Source organism: Actinoplanes sp. NPDC049598, from assembly GCF_040675435.1.
GTDB lineage: Bacteria > Actinomycetota > Actinomycetes > Mycobacteriales > Micromonosporaceae > Actinoplanes.
Genome location: NZ_JBFAOX010000011.1, coordinates 174,660 through 192,966 on the forward strand (window position 1 = coordinate 174,660; position 18,307 = coordinate 192,966).

Consider the following 18,307-nt stretch of genomic DNA (forward strand, 5'->3'; position numbering starts at 1 on the left):
AAGGTCAGTTCGAGCGCTCCACCGGAGCGGCCTGCCCGTCGGTGCCGGGCGTGCCGGCCGCCGGCTTGGGCTTGGCGTCGATGCCCGCCTCGAGGCGCTGCTGCGGGGTGATCGGGGTGGGCGCGGTGGTCAGCGGGTCGTAGCCGCCGCGGGTCTTGGGGAACGCGATGACCTCGCGGATGGAGTCGTTGCCGGAGAGCAGCATGCAGGTGCGGTCCCAGCCGAGCGCGATGCCGGCGTGCGGCGGCGGGCCGTACTTGAACGCCTCGAGCAGGAAGCCGAACTTGTCCTGGGCCTCCTCGGGCGAGATGCCGAGCAGGTCGAAGACCCGGCTCTGCACGTCGGCCCGGTGGATACGGACGCTGCCGCCGCCGATCTCGTTGCCGTTGACGACGATGTCGTACGCGTACGCGAGGGCCTGGTCGGGCGCCTCCTCGAAGCGGTCGATCCACTCGTCGTTGGGCGAGGTGAAGGGGTGGTGGACGGCGGTCCAGCCGCCCTCGTCCGTCTTCTCGAACATGGGAGCGTCGACGACCCAGCAGAACGCCCAGGCCGACTCGTCGATCAGGTTCGAGCGCTTGGCGATCTCGATGCGGGCCGCGCCGAGCAGCTCCTGGGCCTCGCGGCGCTCGTTGGCGGCCGCGAAGAAGATGGCGTCACCAGGCTTCGCGCCCACGGCGTCGGCCAACCCGGACAAATGCGAAGATGACAGATTTTTCGCAACAGGCCCCCGAGCCTCGCCCGTCTCGGCGTCCAGCACGACGTAGGCCAGACCACGGGCACCGCGCGCCTTCGCCCAGTCCTGCCAGCCGTCGAGCTCCTTACGCGTCTGCGAGGCGCCACCCGGCATCACGACGGCACCGACGTAGCCCCCGGCCGCGATCGCGCCGGCGAACACGCGGAATTCGGTGCCCTGGAGATAGTCGGTCAGCTCGACCAGCTCGACGCCGTAGCGCAGGTCGGGCTTGTCCGAGCCGTAGCGGTTCATCGCGTCGGTCCAGGTGATCCGCGGGATCGGCAGCTGAACCTGGTAGTCGGCGAGCTCGCCCCACAGGCGGGAGACGATCTCCTCACCCAACTCGATGATGTCTTCCTGCGTCACGAAGGACATCTCGATGTCGAGCTGGGTGAACTCGGGCTGCCGGTCGGCCCGGAAGTCCTCGTCGCGGTAGCAGCGGGCGATCTGGTAGTACCGCTCCAGGCCGGCCACCATGAGCAGCTGCTTGAACAGCTGCGGGGACTGCGGCAACGCGTACCACGTGCCGGGCTGCAGGCGGACCGGCACCAGGAAGTCACGGGCGCCCTCGGGCGTCGACCGGGTCAGCGTCGGCGTCTCGATCTCGTTGAAGTCGCGCGCGTGCAGCACCTCGCGGGCGATCTGGTTGGCCCGGCTGCGCAGGCGCAGCGCCTTGGCCGGGCCGGAGCGGCGCAGGTCGAGGTAGCGGTATTTCAGGCGCAGGTCGTCGGAGGCGGTGATCGTGTCGTCGACCGGCAGCGGCAGCGGCGCGGCCTCGGAGAGCACGGTCAGCTCGGTGGCGACCACCTCGATCTCGCCGGTGGCCAGCTCGGGGTTGGCGTTGCCCTCGGGGCGGGCCGAGACCTCGCCGACGACCAGCACGCAGAACTCGTTGCGCAGGGCGTGCGCGTCCTCCTCGCGGAAGACGACCTGGACCACGCCCGAGGCGTCACGCAGGTCGACGAAGATGACACCGCCGTGGTCGCGCCGGCGGGCCACCCAGCCGGCGAGCGTCACCGTCGTGCCGGCGTCGCTCGCGCGAAGAGTGCCGGCGTTGTGCGTACGGATCACGGGATGCTCTCCTCATCAGGCTGTCACGGACCACCCGCCATTCTGTCAGGTGGTCAGCCCGCGACTTTCCACGAGGTGGCCCGCATGCCCGCCGTGCCGGTCGTGCCGACCTCCGTGATCTCGACCAGTGCCATCTTGGCCGGCGCGCCGGCGGTCAGCACGCACAGCACGGTTCCCTTGCGCACGGGCACCGCGGCGCCGGGGCCGAGGGGCGCGGTCCGGATGGCCCGGTCGCAGCCGGCGGCGTCGGTGTCGGAGCCGGGGACCTGGGCCCCGGCCCTCGCGCCGGGTCCGAGCGTGAGGTTGGGCACGCCGGTGCCGCAGCGGCTGTCGTAGCGCAGGTCGCTCGTCTTCTCGTCGGCGTCGGCCCGCGGCTCGTCGAGGTCCAGGAAGATCACGGCCGAGCAGCCCACCTGCACTTTGAGCGGCTCCTGGGCGTACGTCACGTCGAAGCCCTCCCCGGTCGGCGCCGGCGCCGAGGCCGGCCGGGCCGCCTGCGACGTGCGCCAGGCGACGAAGACCGCCACCGCGGCCACGTTCAGCGCGAACAGGGCCAGCCCGGCGACGAGCAGCAGCGCCCAGTTCCGCCGCGGCTTCGGCCTCGCCGGGCGACCCAGCTTCTCCGTGGGCCCGTCCGGCGCCTCGTCCCGGGTCGACGGATTGATCGGGTACGGGTCGCGCGGCTTCGACGGGTTGTTGTTGGCGGCGCGGAAGACAGACATCGGGCGGGCTCCCATCGGCAGGGCAAACCGGGTGAGGCCGACCCTAGGCGCGGAGATCACCCGGCCCCCATCCCTCGTCGTGGGGACTACCGCCCCGCCCTTCACCCCGCCCTAGACTCATCCGGTGGCGACCGAGTCCCGCGTGCCCGACCACATCGACCGGCAGATCCTCCACGCCCTGCACCTCTCGCCGCGCGCTCCCTTCGCCCGCGTCGCCGCGGTGATCGGCGTGTCCGAGCAGACCGTGGCCCGGCGCTATCAGCGCATGCGCGGCACCGGTGTCGTCCGCGTGCTGGCCCGTCCCGATCCGTCGAAGATGCCCGGCACCACCTACTGGACGTTGCGCATCGGCTGCCGGCCGGGCACGGCCCCGGCACTGGCCGACGCCCTGGCCCGGCGGGGCGACACCGCCTGGATCAGCATCGGCGCCGGCGGGGCCGAGATCACCTGCTCGGCCGTGGTCACCGGCCCCCAGCCGGGTCTGCTGCACCATCTGCCCCGGGCGACCAGCGTGCTGACCTTCAGCGCGCACCAGATCCTGCACCGCTTCGCCGGGCGGGGCGAGGTGGACTGGGTCGCCACCGGCCACGAGCTCGACGCCGGCCAGCAGGCGGCGCTGGTCGAGGGCGCGGCCGTGCTGGGGCACGCGAGCCCGGCCGGCCCGGACGCCCGGGTCGAGCCGGCCGACCAGCCGCTGATCGACGCGCTGGCCCGCGACGGGCGGGCCAGCTGGGCCGCGCTGGCCGAGGCCACCGGCTGGACCCAGCGCCAGGTCGCGCAGCGGGTGGCCGCCTTGACCGGCAGCGGCGCCGTCTACTTCGACCTGGACGTGGCCGACACCGCGATCGGCATCCAGGCCTCGGCCAACCTGTGGTTCACGATCGCGCCGGCCCATCTGGCCGAGGTCGGCGCCCGCCTGGCCGACCACCGGCAGCTCTCCTTCGCCGCCGCCGTCACCGGCTCGGCCAACCTGATGGCCGCCGCCCGCTGCCGCGACGCGGCCGAGCTCTACCGCTACCTGACCACCGAGGTGGCCGCGATCGACGGCATCCACAGCGTGGAGACGGTCCCCCAGCTGACCCGGGTCAAGCAGGCCCATTTCCTGATCGAGAACGGCATGGTCCGCGACCCCTACGCCTGAGGCTGAGGGCTGGGGATGGTGACCACCATGGCCACGCCCGGTTCGCGGGCCTCGGCCACCACCGTGCCGTCGTGGGCCTCGGTGAGGCTGCGCACGATCCACAGGCCGAGCCCGACGCCGTCCGGGCCGCCCACGGCGAACCGGCCGAACAGGTGCGGCCGCAGCGTCTCGGGGATGCCCGGTCCGTGGTCGCGGATCTCCAGCCGGTCGATGCCGCCGTCGCGGGTCAGGCGGACCACGACCGGCGGGCGCCCGTAGCGCAGCGCATTGCCGACGAGGTTGATCACGATCTGCTCGAACCGCTGCGGGTCGACGAAGATCAACAGATTCTCTTCGGCCTCGATCGCCACGTCCTGGCGCCCGCTGGTGTACGAGACGGCGTCGCGCAGCAGGGCGGCGGCCGGGGTCGGCTTCCGGTCGAGGCGCAAGTGGCCCGAGCTGTCGATGCGCTGCACGTCGAGCAGCCCGTCGGCCAGGCGCCGGATCCGCGCCGTCTGCCGCAGCGCGGCCTCGATCATCCGCGCCTCGGCCCGCGACGACGGTGAGTCGGGTGACGCGGCCGCCGCCCTCTCGCCGAGCTCCTCGAGGGCGAACTGCACGGTGGCCAGCGGCGACCGGACGTCGTGGGCGAGCGTGCTCATCATGGCCGTCTGCCAGGTCTCGATCCGGGCCAGCCGCTCACGGTCCTCCCGCAGATGCCGGGCCTGCGCCTCGACCAGGAGAGCGATGGCCACCGCGACCGGCAGCAGCACGAGGGCGCTGCTGAGCACCTCCGGCGGCCGGTTGGTCAAGATCAACGGCAGGAGGTACGCGACGCCGGCCGGCACCGCGTACGCCAGCAGGATCCACCGCGGCATGTGCAGGGCCGCCCACGTGTAGAGCAGCACCAGGAACGGGCCGGTGCCGGCCGCGACCCCGCCGAACGACCATGTGGAGAGCCCGAGAACGGCGAAGCCGGCCAGCCCGAGCAGGGCCGGCGACTCCGGCCGCAGCCGCTGCCAGGGCACGAGGAACCCGGCCACCCCCAGCGCGAAGTCCAGCGCCGCGACGATCAGAAGCCGGGCCGGCGGGCCGCTGTGGCCCGCGATGCCGACCAGGGCCAGGAAGCCGGCCAGGAAAAAGAGCACCGCCGCCTGCCGGGCCGCCGTGCGCGCCCCGGTGCCGAGAAGGCGAAATGTACCGATTTATTTAGACTAACGTGGCGACGGCGAACGGCACGGCGGCGTCGCTGATGTTGCCGTAACCCAGCACCAGACCGGGTGGGCCGGGCGCGACCCGGTAATCGGCCAGCGTCATCACGCTCACCCCGGCCGCGCGGGCCCGGCGCGCGACTGCGACCTCGTCCAGGCCCGGCCAGGAGCAGACCACGTGCAGGCCGGCGGAGACGCCCTGCGTGATCGCGTCGGGCCGGCGACGGGCCAGGGCGGCCGTCAGGACGTCGCGGCGGGCCCGGTAGCGCTGGCGGGCCCGGTGCAGGTGGCGGTCGTAGCGGCCGGCGGCCACGAAAGCGGCGAACGCGGCCTGGTCGATCGCCGGCGGCCCGGCCCCGGCCGTCATCGCCGCCCGCCACCGGGCCGGGACCACCGCCCAGCCCAGGCCGACGGCCGGGGCCAGGGTCTTGTGGGCCGAGCCGGCCAGCACCACCCGCTCCGCGTCGAGGCCCTGCAGACAGCCGACGGGCTTGCGGTCGTAGCGGAACTCGCTGTCGTACTCGTCCTCCACGATCACCCCGTCGACCGCCCGGGCCCAGTCGATCAGGGCCGCGCGCCGGGCCGGGGCGAGGACCACGCCGGTCGGGAACTGATGAGCCGGCGAGAGCAGCACCGCCCGTACGGCCGCGGGAAGATCAGCCACCCGCAGACCCGAGGCGTCGACCGGAACCGGCCGGGGCCGCAGGCCCGAGGCCGCGGCGACCGCCCGCAGAGCGCCCCAGCCCGGATCCTCGACCGCGATCTCGCGGTGACCGGCGGCGGCCAGGGCCCGGCAGAGACGGCCGACCGCGTCCCGGATGCCGCCGCAGACGATCACCGAGTCGGCCGTGGCGACCGCACCCCGCGCGCGAGCCAGATAGTCGGCGAGCACCGATCGCAGCGCCGGCACTCCCGCCGGATCGGCGAAGCCCAGATCGGCTTCGGAAGCGGCCCGGGCCAGCGCGTCCGCCCACTGCTTGCGCGGGAAGAACCGCAGATCGGGCAGACCGGGGGCGAGATCGTGGTGCACGCGGACGGCATTGGCGGCGGGGCCGGGAGCCGCGGGCGGGACGCCGGGTGACCAGCGCACGCGGGTCGCCGAGCCGGTCCGGCCGGCCAGGTAACCCTCGGTCGTCAGCTGGGCGTACGCCTGTGTGACGACCCAGCGCGAGCAGCCCAGCGCCGTGGCCAGGACCCGGCTCGGCGGAAGCGCGGCCCCCGTGCCGATGCGACCGGAACGGATCGCCCGCCGCAGCGCCCCGGCCAGGGCGACGTGCCGCGGACCCGGCGCCGACAGATCGAGCAGGGTCTCCCAGGCAAGATTGGTATGGGATTCAGCCATCGAATCGGATCGTAACGGCGGACCGATCCGGCCGTAGGGTCGGATCATGCGTTATCGATTCCTGGGCCGCACGTCGCTGGCGGTCAGCGAGCTCTGCCTCGGCGCCATGACCTTCGGCCGGGAGAGCACCGGGGAGCTCAGCCTCCGGATGCTCGACCGGTTCGCTTCCGCCGGCGGCACCTTCCTCGACACGTCCGATGCCTACTCCGGGGGACGCTCGGAGGAGATCGTCGGCCGCTGGCTCAAGGGCCAGGACCGGGCCGACTGGGTGATCTCGACGAAGGTGCGCTGGGGTCCCGGCGGCAACCGCGAGGGGCTGGGCCGCAAGCACATCCTGGAGGCGGTCGAGGGCAGCCTGCGCCGGCTCGGCACCGATCACATCGACCTCTACCACGTGCACGGCTGGGACCCGGCGGCCCCGGTCGAGGAGACCATACGGACCCTCGACCGGCTGGTGACCAGCGGCAAGGTGCGCTACCTGGCGGTCAGCAACTGGGCCGCCTGGCAGATCCAAAAGGCGCTGGGCGTGGCCGACAAGCGCGGCTGGGCGCCGTTCGCGGCGATCCAGCCCCGCTACAACCTGCTGGACCGCGAGTTCGAGTGGGAGCTCGGGCCGCAGGCGGCCGCCGAGGGGCTCGGCGTGCTGCCGTGGAGCCCGCTGCGCGGTGGGTGGCTGACCGGGCGCTATCAGCGCGGCGGCTCGTTCGAGCCGGGCAGCCGGCTCGGGCAGGCCGAGACCGAGAACTGGGGCGAGCGCTGGGCGGTCTACGACAACGACCGCACCTGGCGGGTCCTGGACGAGCTGGCCGCGGTGGCTCGCGAGACCGGGAGGACGCAGGCCCAGGTCGCGTTGAACTGGCTGCTTCAGCGGCCCACGGTCACCGCGCCCATCATCGGGGCGCGGGACCTGGACCAACTCGAGGCCAATCTCGGGGCCGCCGGGTGGGATCTCGACCCGGTCCTGACCGAGCGGCTCACGGCGGTGACCGCGGTGGCGCCACTGCCGTACCCGTACGACGTCCTAGCCGGCAGCAACCGCACTCTCTAGCGGCTTCGATTCCGGGCGCTTGACCGGGCGTACCAGCAGGAAGACCGCAAGCGCACCCACCAGTCCCACGCCGGCCGAAAGCCAGAAGCCGGCGTCCAAGCCGGCCGCGGCGGCCGCGGGGGAGCCGCCGCGGCCCGAGGCCAGGGCGTGCGCCGCCGCCGAGTCGCCCAGGTAGGACGTGGCCCGGGAGAGGAAGACCGCGCCCACCGCCGCCACCCCGATCGCGTAGCCGAGCTGCCGGGCCGTGTTGAGCGCCCCCGCCGCCATGCCGCCACGGTGCGCGGGCACGGCCGCCATGCCCGACTCGGCCAGGTTCGGCATGACCAGGCCGACGCCGAGGCCGACCAGGGCGTAACCGGGCAGCAGGGACGGCCAGCTCGAGCCCCGGTCGAGCAGGAGCGCGCCCACGGCGGCGCCGGCCGCGATGAGCAGCATGCCGGTGCCGATCAGCACCCGCGGCGAGCGGCCGTGCAGCTTGGCCCCGGCCACGCCGGAGACCACGAGCGAGAGCAGACCCATCGGCAGGGCGGTGAGCCCGGCTTGCAGCGGGGTCAGGCCGACCAGCGACTGCAGCCAGATCGAGGTGTACGTGAGGATCGCGAACCCGGCGAAGTTGACCAGCAGGGCGGCGATCAGGATGCCGGCGAACGACCGGTTGCGCAGCAGCCGCAGGTCGAACATGGCGTGCGGGCTGCGCAGCTCGATCGCCACGAAAGCGGCCAGGCCGACCACGGCCACCGCGAACAGCCACCACGACCAGCCGTGCTCGTTGGCCCGGATCACGGTCAGGGTCAGCGCGGTCGCCGCGATCGTGAAGGCGGCGGTGCCGGCGAAGTCGAACCGGCCCGGCTTGTGGGCGCCGTCCGGCCGCAGCGCGAACTTGCACAGCAGCAGCGCGGCCACGCTGATCGGCAGGTTCACCAGGAAGATCCAGCGCCAGTTCAGGGCGTCGGTGAGCAGGCCGCCGAGCACCGGGCCGATCGCCGCGGCGGCGCCCGAGACCCCACCCCAGATGCCGTACGCGACGCCGCGCTCCCGACCCTGGTAAGCCCCGTTGAGCAGGGCGAACGTCGTGGTGAACATGGCCGCGGCGGCGGCGCCCTGCACGACCCGGGCCGCGATCAGCAGCCCGTCGTCGGCGGCCAGACCGCAGGCGAGCGAGGAGAGCGCGAACAGCGCCAGGCCGGCCGCGTAGAGGCGGCGGTGCCCGATCCGGTCGGCCAGGGCGCCGGCCCCCAGCAGCAGCACGGCCAGCGAGAGCGCGTACCCGTCGATGACCCACTGCAGGTTGTCGAACGGGGAGTTCAGGTCGGCGGCCATCCGCGGCAGGGCCACGTTCACGATGGTCACGTCGATGAGCAGCATGAAGGTGCCGAGACAGACGGTCACCAGGGGCCACCACTTGCGCATTGCGAGGTCCTTTCGTCCCCACAACGGTGGCGTGCTGCGTCCGCTCCTTCCAGCCAGAATGGCTCCGACGCCTTTTTCCGCCTTCTTACGTCGGCCTGGCGTCAGATCCGCCGTCGATGAACCATCCGTCGTGCAAAACCGGCACGACCTTGCTCGCCCCGACGGCCGCCGCCACGGTCACATCGCCCTCGAAACCGTTGTTGCGCAACTCCCGCCCGCTCACCGACTCCGGCAACTCCTCGCCCAGGCGGTCGGCCACCCCCCGGTACGCGGCCACGGCCGCCGCCGCCTCCGGGGAGAAACCCAGCTCGGGCAGCCCGTGAAGGAACGCGCCGGCACCCCACAGATCCTCCACGGCCGGGCGCAACGACCCGTCCGGCCACCGCTCCCCCGCCGCCACCACCGCGATCGGCCGGTCGCCGCAGCGCTCGCTCACCCACGCGGCCGCGGCGGCCGCATTGCGCAGACAGACACCCACCACGGTGGCGCCGGCGTCGGCCATCCGGGCCGAGATGGCCGACCCGTTCGGCGACGGCAGCACCAGGCGGTCGATCTTCGCCGCCTGGAGATCGGTGTGCAGGATGCTCTCCGGCGACAGCGTGATCTGGCCCGGGCCGGCCTGCGAGCGCAGCACGGCCAGCGCGGCCCCGTTGCGCCGGGCCACCGCCACCGCCGAGTCGTCCCGCCAGCGGTAGGGCAGGACGCTGATCCCCTGCTCCACCGCCACGGTCAGCGTCGTGGTGAACGACAGCACGTCGACCACCGCCACGAACGCCACCTCGGGCGCCACCGCGTCGGCCCCGACCGGGCCCCAGTCGAACCGGACCCGGTAGCCGCCCTGCCCGTCGAAGGTCTTCATCCCGTTAAAAATAGGTCTCCAGCACGTCCACCACGCGACGATCCTCGTCGATGACCGGGATGTGCCGCCATTTGTCGAAAGCCGTGCACGGATGCGAGATCCCGAACCGGATCAGGTCGCCCGGGGTCAGCGCCGCCTCCCCTGTGGACAGGTACGTGTGGTGGTCGTTCAGCTTGGTCACCTCGACCCCGCCCACCGGGGCCGACGACCCGTCCGCCCGGCGGATCTCCATCGGCACCGGCAGCCCCTCGTCGAACGGGGCGTCCCGCTTGCCCATGCCGGCCAGGGCCAGGCCCGGCTCCGGGGTGGAGGTGACCTGGGCCCAGATCTCCAGGGCGGCGGCCAGTGGACCCTCGGCGGGCACCCGCAGGAACGGGGTGCGCTCGCGGTAGAAGCCGTCGTCGTGGGTCACCGAGGCGCCGCTGCGCAGCACCAGCCGGGCGTTCTTGATCGGCGCCAGGCGTTCGGTGACCCGGTCGAACCAGGCGCTGCCGCCGGCCGACACGATGGGCTGCGCCGGCAGCAAGCCCTCTTCCTGCAGCCGGGTCACGCCGGCCACGAAGAGGTCCAGGAAGTCGTCCACCTCCTGCTCGGTCTTCAGCTGGCCCTCGTACGCGGTCACGCCCGCCAGCTCCACGCCCTCGGCGGCCACGGTGGCCCGGGCCACCGACACCAACTCGTCGAGGGTGCGAACCCCCGTACGCCCGCCGGGGTGACCGAACTCGACCAGGACCCTTGACTCACCGCCCGCGTCAGCCGCGGCTTTCACCCCGGCGACCGAGTCGACCTGGAACCAGATGTCCGGCTCGCCGGCCAGCCAGCGCAACGCGACCGGATCGAGCACCTGATTGGCGATCAGAATGCGCCGCACACCCAGCCGCCGCAGCACCAGAGCCTGATTGGCGGTGGCGACGGTCATGCCCCACGCCCCCGCGTCGAGCTGAGCCGCCAACAACCCCGGTGCCATGGTCGTCTTGGCGTGCGGCGCGAAATCCCACCCGTGCCGCCGGCAGTAGGCGGCCATCGTCGCGATGTTGGCCTCGGCCGCCGCCCGCCGCAACACCAGCACCGGCCACGTCAGCAGCCCGTCGAACAGCCCCGGCCGCTCCCGGGCCAGCTCGGCCGCGGTCCGCGCCCCGTCCGGCAGCCAGAAACCCTTGCTGCGCCAGTCGACCGTGATCTCAGGAACGTCCACCGAAACTCCCGTCCAGCTCCGGAGAGGGCGCCAGCTGGTTGAGCAGGGCGACCAGCCGCTTCTCCTCCCCGATGAAATGCGTCTCCAGCACGGCGCCGAGGCCGTCCAGCTCCTCCCGCGTCATCTCGTCCTTCAGCATCCCCGCGATGATCTCGTGATCGCGCGCCAGCCCGTCAAGGAACTCACGCAACTCGGGATGCCTGGCGGCCAGAATCGGGAAGACGGTCGTGTCCTCCGCGGTGTGATGCCGCGTGACGGCCGCGCAGAGCGTCAGACAATGCAGTTGGAGCTTGCCCTCGGCCGCGTCGTGCAGCTCATCGAGCATGTCGAGCAGCTGGTGATGAGCTTCGATCAACTGATGGCCGTACGCCCGAAGCCGCGCCCGCTCCCCGTCGGCGGCCCTTACGTTGTTGCCGTTGTCCACGGATTCCCCATGGTCCGGCGCCTCCGTGCCCACAGCGGTCTCTTTGCCGGGTGCACCGCGACGCTGCCCGGGAGCCTACAACGATTCTTGTCGTACCCGCGTGGTGTGCTTCGCCGCATGGGTTTGCTAACCGACTACTTCCGCGCCCCTTCGGTGACCACCGTCCAGGAGCAACTGAACCAGCGCGACGGAGGCCCCGTGCTCGTCGCCGACCCGTCGGCCACGCTCTACGACGGCGTCGAAGCCAAGTGGATCGACCCCTCGGTCGTCCTGGGCCAGCTGATCGCCTTCATCCGCGCCGAACCATGGCACCCCGGCATGGTCACCGAACGCCTGATCTGGCCCGAAACCGACGACCCGGCCCACCAGGGCCCGTGGACCACGATCCTCGACAACCACACCCGCGACACCCTGGCCGCCGTCACCCCCGACCGCGTCCCCGCCCTGGCCGCACAGTGGGCCACGATCGAGGAACTCAAGCCCGGGGCCACCCCGCATTACCTCGCCGACCTGATAACGGAGCTGACCGCCTTGGCCACCCGGGCCCAACAGGCCGGCGAATCGCTCTTCTGCTGGATGAGCCTCTGATTCCCCCACCCCGCCCCGACCGTCTCACCCTGGACAAGACCGTGGGCTCAGCCCTCAGGCGTTCCACCAGCCGTTGTTCGCTACTTTCGGCCTCCCCTAGGCAACGTCTCTCGGATCATGGTCTGGTCCAAAGCAGCAGGATGCCGGCGAGGGTGAGTGCGGCTTGGTAGTGCACGGCGAGTTTGTCGGTGCGCATGGCCAGGCGGCGCCATTGTTTGAGCCGGTTGATGCAGCGTTCCGCGACGTTTCGTTGCCGGTAGGCGGTGCTGTCGAAGGCGTGCGGACGACCGCCGTGGCTGCCTCGCCGGCGGCGGTGGGTCTGCTGGTCGCTGGGCTGCGGGATGGTCGCGCGGATACCGTGTCGGCGCAGCCAGGAACGGATTGCCCGCGACGAGTACGCCTTGTCGGCAAGCACCCGGCGTGGACGCTTGCGGGGACGTCCAGGTCCGCGGCGAGGCACCGCGATGGCGTCCATGACCGCCTCAAACTGCGGTGCATCGCCGGCTTGGCCCGCGGTGACCAGCAAACTCATCGGCCGGCAGCACGAGTCGGCGGCCAGGTGCACCTTGGTCGTCAGGCCGCCGCGGGACCGGCCGAGGCTATGGTCGGCCGGTCCGTGGCGTCGTGGTCTTCTCCCGGCCGGAGCCCAGCAGCGTGCTGGTGGGCCCGCACCACCGTTGAGTCGACCGCGGTGACCAGCCAATCCAGTTCCCCGGCGGCGTCAACTTGCGCCGCCGTCAGCACGTGCTGCCAAGTTCCGTCGGGCGTCCAGCGGCCGAACCGCGAGTAGGCACCTTTCCACGAGCCGAGCTCGTCAGGCAGATCTCGCCAAGGTGAGCCGGTGCGGTACTTCCACGCGATCGCCTCGATCACCTCACGGTGATCGGACCACCGGCCACCGCGTTGCGGCGACCGACCCGGCAGATAGGGCTCGATCCGGGCCCACATGTCATCAGAGATCCATCGACGAACCGGCACGGTTCATCAAACGAGCCACCCTGATCCGAGAGACGCTGCCTAGCCGTCACCGCCGCCCACGCCTTCACCGCACGCCGCCACCGCACGCCGCCACCGCACGCCGCCACCGCACGCCGCACGCCGCCACCGCGCGCCGCACGCCGCCAAGCTCAAGTCGGCCGGCTCCCTCGCCGGGCCGCCCTGTAACAGCTCCGCCCGCCCGGCGGGGCTGCCAAGTCGGGGCCGGCCACCTCCATCGCCGCCGGCCGGCGCCCTGACCGGTCACTCGGGTCAGGTGCGGGCGGTGGCCTTCGAACCGGGTCGCGATTCGCCACCGTGTAACAGCTCCCGCCCGCTCCGGCGGGGCCGCCAAGTCGAAGTCGGCCACGTCCCTCGCCGCGCAACCCCACGCCATATCCCGGAGTCGGCGGGTGAGTGGATCTGCCCGACCGCGTCGCCGGGTGAGGGCGAAGGTTGGAGGCGGGTGTAGGCGGCCAGGCCGCAGACGGCGAAGCCGAGGGCGTTGGCCACGCCGTGGGTGGCGGCCATCCAGGCCAGCGACGGGTGCGGGAGGCCGGTCGCTTCGCCCAGGGCCCAGCTCACGGCCAAAACCATGGAGGCGGCCAGCACCACTGCGGAGGTGGCGAACAGAGTGGCAGCCAGGCGATCGGCCACCCGGCGGCGGGCATGACGCCAGGTCGACCACCCCATCGCCCACATGCCGGCAGTCAGCACCATGGCCCCCGCCAGCTCGACAAACTCGCTGGTGAAATAGCCGGCGAGCACAAGCAGGGTCCCCGCCGGCACGGCCAGGACAGCCGTGTCGGCCAGCCGGCCGGGCGCCAACCGGCGGTGCAGCCCGGCGATCAGAGCCGCCGCAAAGCCCGCGAAGTGGAAGTGAGCCACCGTCAACGTCAGCACACCCAACTCGAACCCGAACAACCGATACCCCGCCCGTTCGGCGACCAGCGCCCCGGCCGCGATCGCCGGGCTGACCAAGGCCGTCCCCATCGCCAGGCGGTCCCGCCACTCGAGCTCGGGCCGCGTTCGCACCCCGATCCGGATCCGACCGTCCCCGGACAAGATCCCCGTCCGACCCCGCACCGCCAGCGCGACTGCGATGGCGGCCAGCGCGATGGTCGCCAGCGCATAGATCGCCGCGAACCCGGTGGCCACCGCCCCTCGTGGCAGCCACAGGCTTGCCACCCCGGCGATCGCCGCGACCGGCCAGAGACTGAGGAGCCGGCCGGCTCCGCCGGCGACGGGCGACATAAGCAGCCGAAGACCGAGCGGAACGATCAAGAGCATGCCGATCGTGATCAACCCGTTGACCAAGGCCCACATGGCCACCTCCCCGTTTGTTGAACGCGTTCAACTATAGCGAGACAGAGGTCATCGGCGCCGCGCCGACCGGTCGAGCGGCGAGTTGGGGCAGCCGCCAACCAGGAGGGCGACCCACGGCTGAGGGCAACCCAGGCGGGCTGAGCTTCCCCCGGTTCGCCGGACACCGAGGGTGAGGTGGGCGGCCCAGGGCGAGGGTTGACCGACGGCGGAGGGGCGACCCCGCCGGCCCGGATGGGGACCGGCAGGGTTCAGAGGTGGGGCAGGTTGGCGGTCATCTCGGCCAGTTCGGCCAGGCGGTCGGGCAGGGAACGCGGGTTGCCGGGGGCGTCGGGACGGGCGTCCCAGGGGCGGGGGCCGGTCAAGGGGCGGTAGTTGACGCCCAGGGCGTCCAACCTCGACAGGTGGGCCGGCAGGCGGGTCATGAAGGAGTCGTAGGAACGGCCGGGGGCGTCCCAGAGGGCCTCGGCGAAGGCGCATAGCCGCGGGTAGGTCATGTAGTCGACGCGGCGGGCGTTCTCCATGTGTTCGGTCCAGACGTTCGCCTGGCCGCCCAGGACGTGGGTGGCTTCGGCGGGGGTCAGGCCGGGTGGCATCGGGTTGAAGCGGTAGACGTCCTCCAGGGTCAGCAGGGTGCCGACCGGGGTGGGTTCGCCGGGGTCGTCGGACTGGCGGTAGTCCAGGTAGGCGGCGATGTCGGGACAAGAAACCACGTCATGTCCCAGCCGCGCGGCGACCGAGGTGGGCAGCGGACCCCGCCAGGCAGCGACGACGGCACCGGCGGGGGCGCCCCCGGCGACCGCCGGAGCATCAGCCCCGGAGGAGACGGCAAGCTCGGAGGAAGCGGCTACCTCAGGGAGGGTGGCGCCGGCGAGGATTTCGTCCCAGCCGTAGAGGCGGCGGCCTCGGGTGGCCAGGTGGGCGGCCATCTGGGCGGTGAACCAAGGCTGGATGCCGGCCAGGCCCAGGCGGGCGGCCAGGGCGGAGCCGGTCCACTCGCCGGGTGGGCATTCGTCGCCGCCTATGCCGATCAGGTCGGACGGGAAGATGTCGCAGAGATGGTCGAGGACGTCTCGGCAGAAGGCCAGGGTTTCGTCGGTCAGGTTGAGGATGTGGGGGGAGATGCCCCACGAGGTGCGTACGCCGCCGGTGAAGCCGTTGCCCAGCGAAGGGTAGGCCGCGATGGCGGCCTGCATGTGGCCGGGCATGTCCACTTCGGGGACGACGGTCACGTGGCGGTCGAGAGCGTAGGCGACGATCTCGCGGAGGTCTTCCGTGGTGTAGAAGCCGCCGTGGGGGCGGCCGTCGTCGCGGGCGTGGACGCGGGCGCCCAGCATCGACGAGGGGCGCCAGGCGCCGATGGTGGTCAGGCGGGGCCGGCCGGGGACCTCGACGCGCCAGCCCTGGTCGTCGGTGAGGTGCAGGTGCAGGACGTTGAGCTTGTGGAAGGCGGCCAGGTCGATGAAGCGCAGCACGTCGGCCACCGGCATGAAGTGGCGGGCGACGTCGAGCATCACGCCGCGCCAGGCGAAGCGCGGCTGGTCGGTGACGGTGACGGCGGGGACGTCCCAGCCGGTCTCGCCGGACCGGCGCAGTGCCGACGGCGGGAGCAGCTGGCGCAGGGTCTGCGCGCCGTAGAACACGCCCGCGGCGGAGCCACCGACGATCTCGACAGAATCCCGGGTGCACGTCAACGCGTACATCTCGGGGGGTCGGGAAGGGTCGACGCGAAGCGTGACGCCGCCTCGCCCAGGCGAAAGTGGGCAGCGCAGCGCGGTGCGGAGCCAGGTGGCGACGCCCTCGAGGCCGGGGCCGGCGTCGAGCGCAACCGCCGAATCGAGGCGGAAGAAGCCGACGGTACGGGTGATGGACACCGGCTGCGGGATCATCGCTTATTACAGTATGCGAGTGACCTACGACCTGCTCCTGAGCGGGGGCGAGCCGTTCGATGTGGCGGTGACCGGCGGGGTGATCGCGGCAGTGGGCGCCAACCTGCCGCGAACCGCCCGCACAATTGTGGATGTCAGCGGCAAACTGGTCACCCCGGGGCTGGTCGACCTGCATACCCACGTCGGCCCGGGCTACTGGGGCATCTCGCCGGAGGCGATCGCCTGGTACACCGGCGTGACCACGTGGGTGGACGCCGGATCGACCGGGGCCTACACACTGTCCGGACTGACCGGTCAAGTTCATGACGTACGCGTGCCCGTGCTGCTCAACATCTCGGCGGTCGGCCTCAGCGGGCGTACGGGCGAGAGCCGCGACCTCGACAACTGTGACGTCGCCCTGGCCGTCGACACCGTGCAGGCCAACCGCGAGGTGATCCGCGGGATCAAGGTGCGCATCGACCGGGACACCGTCGGCGACAACGGGGTCGAGCCGCTACGGCGCGGGCTGGCCGTGGCCGAGACGTGCGGGCTCCCGGTCATGGTCCACATCGGGACCACGCCGCCCGCCCTGGACGAGGTGCTGGATCTGCTGCGGCCGGGTGACATCGTGACGCACTGCTCCAGCGGCATCGCGGCGCCGCTCGGGCCGGCGGTCAAGGCGGCGTTCGGGCGGGAGGTCCGGTTCGACCTCGGGCACGGGTCGGGCGGGTTCGCCTTCGACGTGCTGGAGCGCCAGCTCGAGTCGGGTCTGATCCCGGACACGGTCTCGACCGACCTGCACTGCCGCTCGCTGTACGGACCGGTCTTCGACCTGCCGACGACCATGGCCAAGCTGCTCGCGGTCGGCCTGTCGCTGCCCGACGTGCTGGCCATGGCGACCCACAAGCCGGCCGAGATCCTCGGCCTGCCCGGCGGCATCCTCACCCCGGGCGCCCCGGCCGACCTCGCGGTCTTCGACGTCCGCGAGGAGGAGCACGAGGTCGTCGACGCCCACCGGCAGGTCCGGCGGGCGCCGTTGCGCCTGGTCAACACCGCGACGTACGTGGCCGGGCGGCTCCTGGCACCGCGGCTGCCCGCCCCACCGGCGCCGTGGGTGCCGTTGACGGACGCCCAGCGCGCGGCGCTCGACCGGCGGCGGGATGATCTTCGTGAGTTGCTCGCGGCCCCGCTGGTCGGGGCCGACGGGCTGGCCGAGCAGTTTCCGCGACCATCTGAAGGGGATTGACACCACATGCCCAAGCGCGCCATCAACACCGACAAGGCCGGGCCGGTCGGCGGCCCGTACTCGCACGCGGTCGTCGCCGGTGACTTCATCTACCTGGCCGGGGCGATCCCGTCGCTGCCCGACGGCACCCGGGTCACCGGCAGCTTCGCCGAGCAGGCCCACGCCGCGTTCCGCAACCTGGCCGCCGTGGCCGAGGCGGCCGGCGGCAGCCTCGACCAGGCCGTCCGGCTCGGCGTCTACCTGCGCGACTTCGCCGACTTCGCCGAGATGAACGAGATCTACAAGGAGTACATCGGCGGCGACAACCCGCCCGTGCGGACCACCCTGCCGGTGCCGCTCGAAGGCTTCGACATCGAGATCGACGCGGTTCTCTACACCGGAGCCTGAGCGCGTTCCCCTGCTTCGCGGGCGCGGGCCTGGTTTGATCACCTTTGGAGGCTCGCGCCGCGAACGGGTAACACGAGCGAAACGTGGGGCTGCGAGGCTCGCGGAGCGCTACCAGGGGAGGTCCGTTGTTCCTCAGCCAGCACGAGCAGGAACGCCTGCTCATCCACGTCGCGGCCGACGTCGCCCGGAGAAGGCGGGAGCGCGGCCTGAAGCTGAACCATCCGGAAGCCACCGCCATCATCACGGCCTTCCTGCTGGAAGGGGCGCGCGACGGGCGTACGGTGGCCGACCTGATGGACGCGGGGCGGCGGGTGCTCACCCGCGACGACGTGATGCCGGGCGTGCCCGAGATGCTGGCCGAGGTGCAGGTCGAGGCCACCTTCCCGGACGGCACCAAGCTGGTCACCGTGCACGGGCCGATCGCATGATCCCGGGCGAGATCCTGCCGGGCGACGGCGACATCGAGATCAACTCCGGCCGTACGCTCGTGGAGCTGACCGTCCGGAACACGGGTGACCGGCCGGTGCAGGTCGGGTCGCACTTCCACTTCGCGGAGTCGAACGAGGCGCTCGAGTTCGACCGGCGGGCGGCCTGGGGCCACCGGCTGGCCGTGCCGGCGGGGACGTCGGTCCGCTTCGAGCCCGGGATGCCGCGGGACGTGCAGTTGGTCGCCCTGGCGGGAGCTCGCATCGTTCCGGGCTTGCGGGGGTTGGCCGGCGGTCCACTGGCCGACGGGCCGCGCGGGTCCGGCGCAGCCGGCGGGCCGCCCGTCACCCCACCGG

General features: G+C 72.4%; 16 protein-coding genes and 2 pseudogenes. 7 read left to right on the forward strand and 11 right to left on the reverse strand.

Features of this window, described 5'->3' with window-relative positions; translation table 11 throughout:
* Positions 1–4 precede the first annotated feature (4 nt).
* Both aspS and AB0J66_RS25385 read right to left on the reverse strand, forming a co-directional pair.
* Positions 5–1,807, reverse strand: coding sequence for an aspartate--tRNA ligase (gene aspS / locus AB0J66_RS25380; protein WP_364665154.1), 1,803 nt, complete (start codon positions 1,805–1,807; stop codon positions 5–7).
* 53 nt (positions 1,808–1,860) lie between these two features.
* Positions 1,861–2,529: a hypothetical protein gene (locus AB0J66_RS25385; protein ID WP_364665157.1), complete on the reverse strand. Its 669-nt coding sequence runs from the start codon at positions 2,527–2,529 to the stop codon at positions 1,861–1,863.
* 124 nt (positions 2,530–2,653) lie between these two features.
* Between AB0J66_RS25385 and AB0J66_RS25390 the strand changes: the two genes are divergently transcribed.
* Positions 2,654–3,670: an AsnC family transcriptional regulator gene (locus AB0J66_RS25390; protein WP_364665159.1), complete on the forward strand. Its 1,017-nt coding sequence runs from the start codon at positions 2,654–2,656 to the stop codon at positions 3,668–3,670.
* Here the strand turns inward: AB0J66_RS25390 and AB0J66_RS25395 are convergent.
* Positions 3,661–4,797 carry a HAMP domain-containing sensor histidine kinase gene (locus AB0J66_RS25395; protein WP_364665161.1) on the reverse strand — a complete coding sequence of 379 codons (1,137 nt, stop codon included), beginning with the start codon at positions 4,795–4,797 and terminating at the stop codon, positions 3,661–3,663. The two genes, AB0J66_RS25390 and AB0J66_RS25395, sit on opposite strands and share 10 nt — an antisense overlap.
* A 61-nt stretch (positions 4,798–4,858) precedes the next feature.
* Positions 4,859–6,202 (reverse strand): PLP-dependent aminotransferase family protein, encoded by a 1,344-nt coding sequence (locus tag AB0J66_RS25400; RefSeq protein ID WP_364665163.1) that lies wholly within the window; start codon positions 6,200–6,202, stop codon positions 4,859–4,861.
* A gap of 46 nt (positions 6,203–6,248) precedes the next feature.
* Here AB0J66_RS25400 and AB0J66_RS25405 point away from each other — a divergent pair, with 46 nt between their 5' ends.
* Positions 6,249–7,250: an aldo/keto reductase gene (locus AB0J66_RS25405; protein ID WP_364665166.1), complete on the forward strand. Its 1,002-nt coding sequence runs from the start codon at positions 6,249–6,251 to the stop codon at positions 7,248–7,250.
* On the opposite strand, the gene AB0J66_RS25410 is transcribed toward AB0J66_RS25405, so the two are convergent.
* The 4 genes from AB0J66_RS25410 to AB0J66_RS25425 form a co-directional block, all read right to left on the reverse strand.
* On the reverse strand, positions 7,224–8,660 hold the full coding sequence (locus tag AB0J66_RS25410) for an MFS transporter (protein WP_364665169.1): 1,437 nt from the start codon (positions 8,658–8,660) through the stop codon (positions 7,224–7,226). The genes AB0J66_RS25405 and AB0J66_RS25410 overlap by 27 nt on opposite strands.
* Positions 8,661–8,745: 85 nt before the next feature.
* The gene (locus tag AB0J66_RS25415) at positions 8,746–9,519 is read right to left on the reverse strand and encodes a 2-phosphosulfolactate phosphatase (RefSeq protein ID WP_364665171.1); all 774 of its coding nucleotides are present in this window, start codon (positions 9,517–9,519) and stop codon (positions 8,746–8,748) included.
* Between the two features lie 4 nt (positions 9,520–9,523).
* Positions 9,524–10,714, reverse strand: a complete 1,191-nt coding sequence (locus AB0J66_RS25420; protein ID WP_364665174.1) for an alanine racemase — start codon at positions 10,712–10,714, stop codon at positions 9,524–9,526.
* Positions 10,701–11,138, reverse strand: coding sequence for a hemerythrin domain-containing protein (locus AB0J66_RS25425; RefSeq protein ID WP_364665176.1), 438 nt, complete (start codon positions 11,136–11,138; stop codon positions 10,701–10,703). Before AB0J66_RS25425 ends, AB0J66_RS25420 begins: the two co-directional genes overlap by 14 nt.
* A 117-nt stretch (positions 11,139–11,255) precedes the next feature.
* On the opposite strand from AB0J66_RS25425, the gene AB0J66_RS25430 reads away from it, so the two are divergent.
* A complete protein-coding gene (locus AB0J66_RS25430; RefSeq protein ID WP_364665178.1) occupies positions 11,256–11,726 on the forward strand; it encodes a hypothetical protein in 471 nt (156 codons plus the stop codon).
* A gap of 115 nt (positions 11,727–11,841) precedes the next feature.
* Here the strand turns inward: AB0J66_RS25430 and AB0J66_RS25435 are convergent.
* The 3 genes and pseudogenes from AB0J66_RS25435 to AB0J66_RS25445 form a co-directional block, all read right to left on the reverse strand.
* Positions 11,842–12,674, reverse strand: a pseudogene (locus AB0J66_RS25435) (IS5 family transposase).
* Positions 12,675–12,974: 300 nt separating this feature from the next.
* A complete protein-coding gene (locus tag AB0J66_RS25440; RefSeq protein ID WP_364665181.1) occupies positions 12,975–14,027 on the reverse strand; it encodes a YndJ family protein in 1,053 nt (350 codons plus the stop codon).
* Positions 14,028–14,275: 248 nt separating this feature from the next.
* Complete coding sequence (locus AB0J66_RS25445; protein ID WP_364665183.1) at positions 14,276–15,913, reverse strand: beta-N-acetylhexosaminidase; 1,638 nt, start codon at positions 15,911–15,913, stop codon at positions 14,276–14,278.
* A 19-nt stretch (positions 15,914–15,932) separates the two neighbouring features.
* On the opposite strand from AB0J66_RS25445, the gene AB0J66_RS25450 reads away from it, so the two are divergent.
* From AB0J66_RS25450 to AB0J66_RS25465, 4 genes and pseudogenes are all read left to right on the forward strand, one after another.
* Positions 15,933–17,138 (forward strand): amidohydrolase/deacetylase family metallohydrolase, encoded by a 1,206-nt coding sequence (locus AB0J66_RS25450; RefSeq protein WP_364665186.1) that lies wholly within the window; start codon positions 15,933–15,935, stop codon positions 17,136–17,138.
* Positions 17,139–17,144: 6 nt separating this feature from the next.
* A complete protein-coding gene (locus tag AB0J66_RS25455; protein ID WP_364665188.1) occupies positions 17,145–17,525 on the forward strand; it encodes a RidA family protein in 381 nt (126 codons plus the stop codon).
* Between the two features lie 125 nt (positions 17,526–17,650).
* Positions 17,651–17,953 (forward strand): urease subunit gamma, encoded by a 303-nt coding sequence (locus AB0J66_RS25460; RefSeq protein WP_364665191.1) that lies wholly within the window; start codon positions 17,651–17,653, stop codon positions 17,951–17,953.
* A pseudogene (locus AB0J66_RS25465) lies at positions 17,950–18,234 on the forward strand (urease subunit beta); the annotation flags it as partial. The gene AB0J66_RS25460 and the pseudogene AB0J66_RS25465, both read left to right, overlap by 4 nt.
* Between the last annotated feature and the right edge of the window lie 73 nt (positions 18,235–18,307).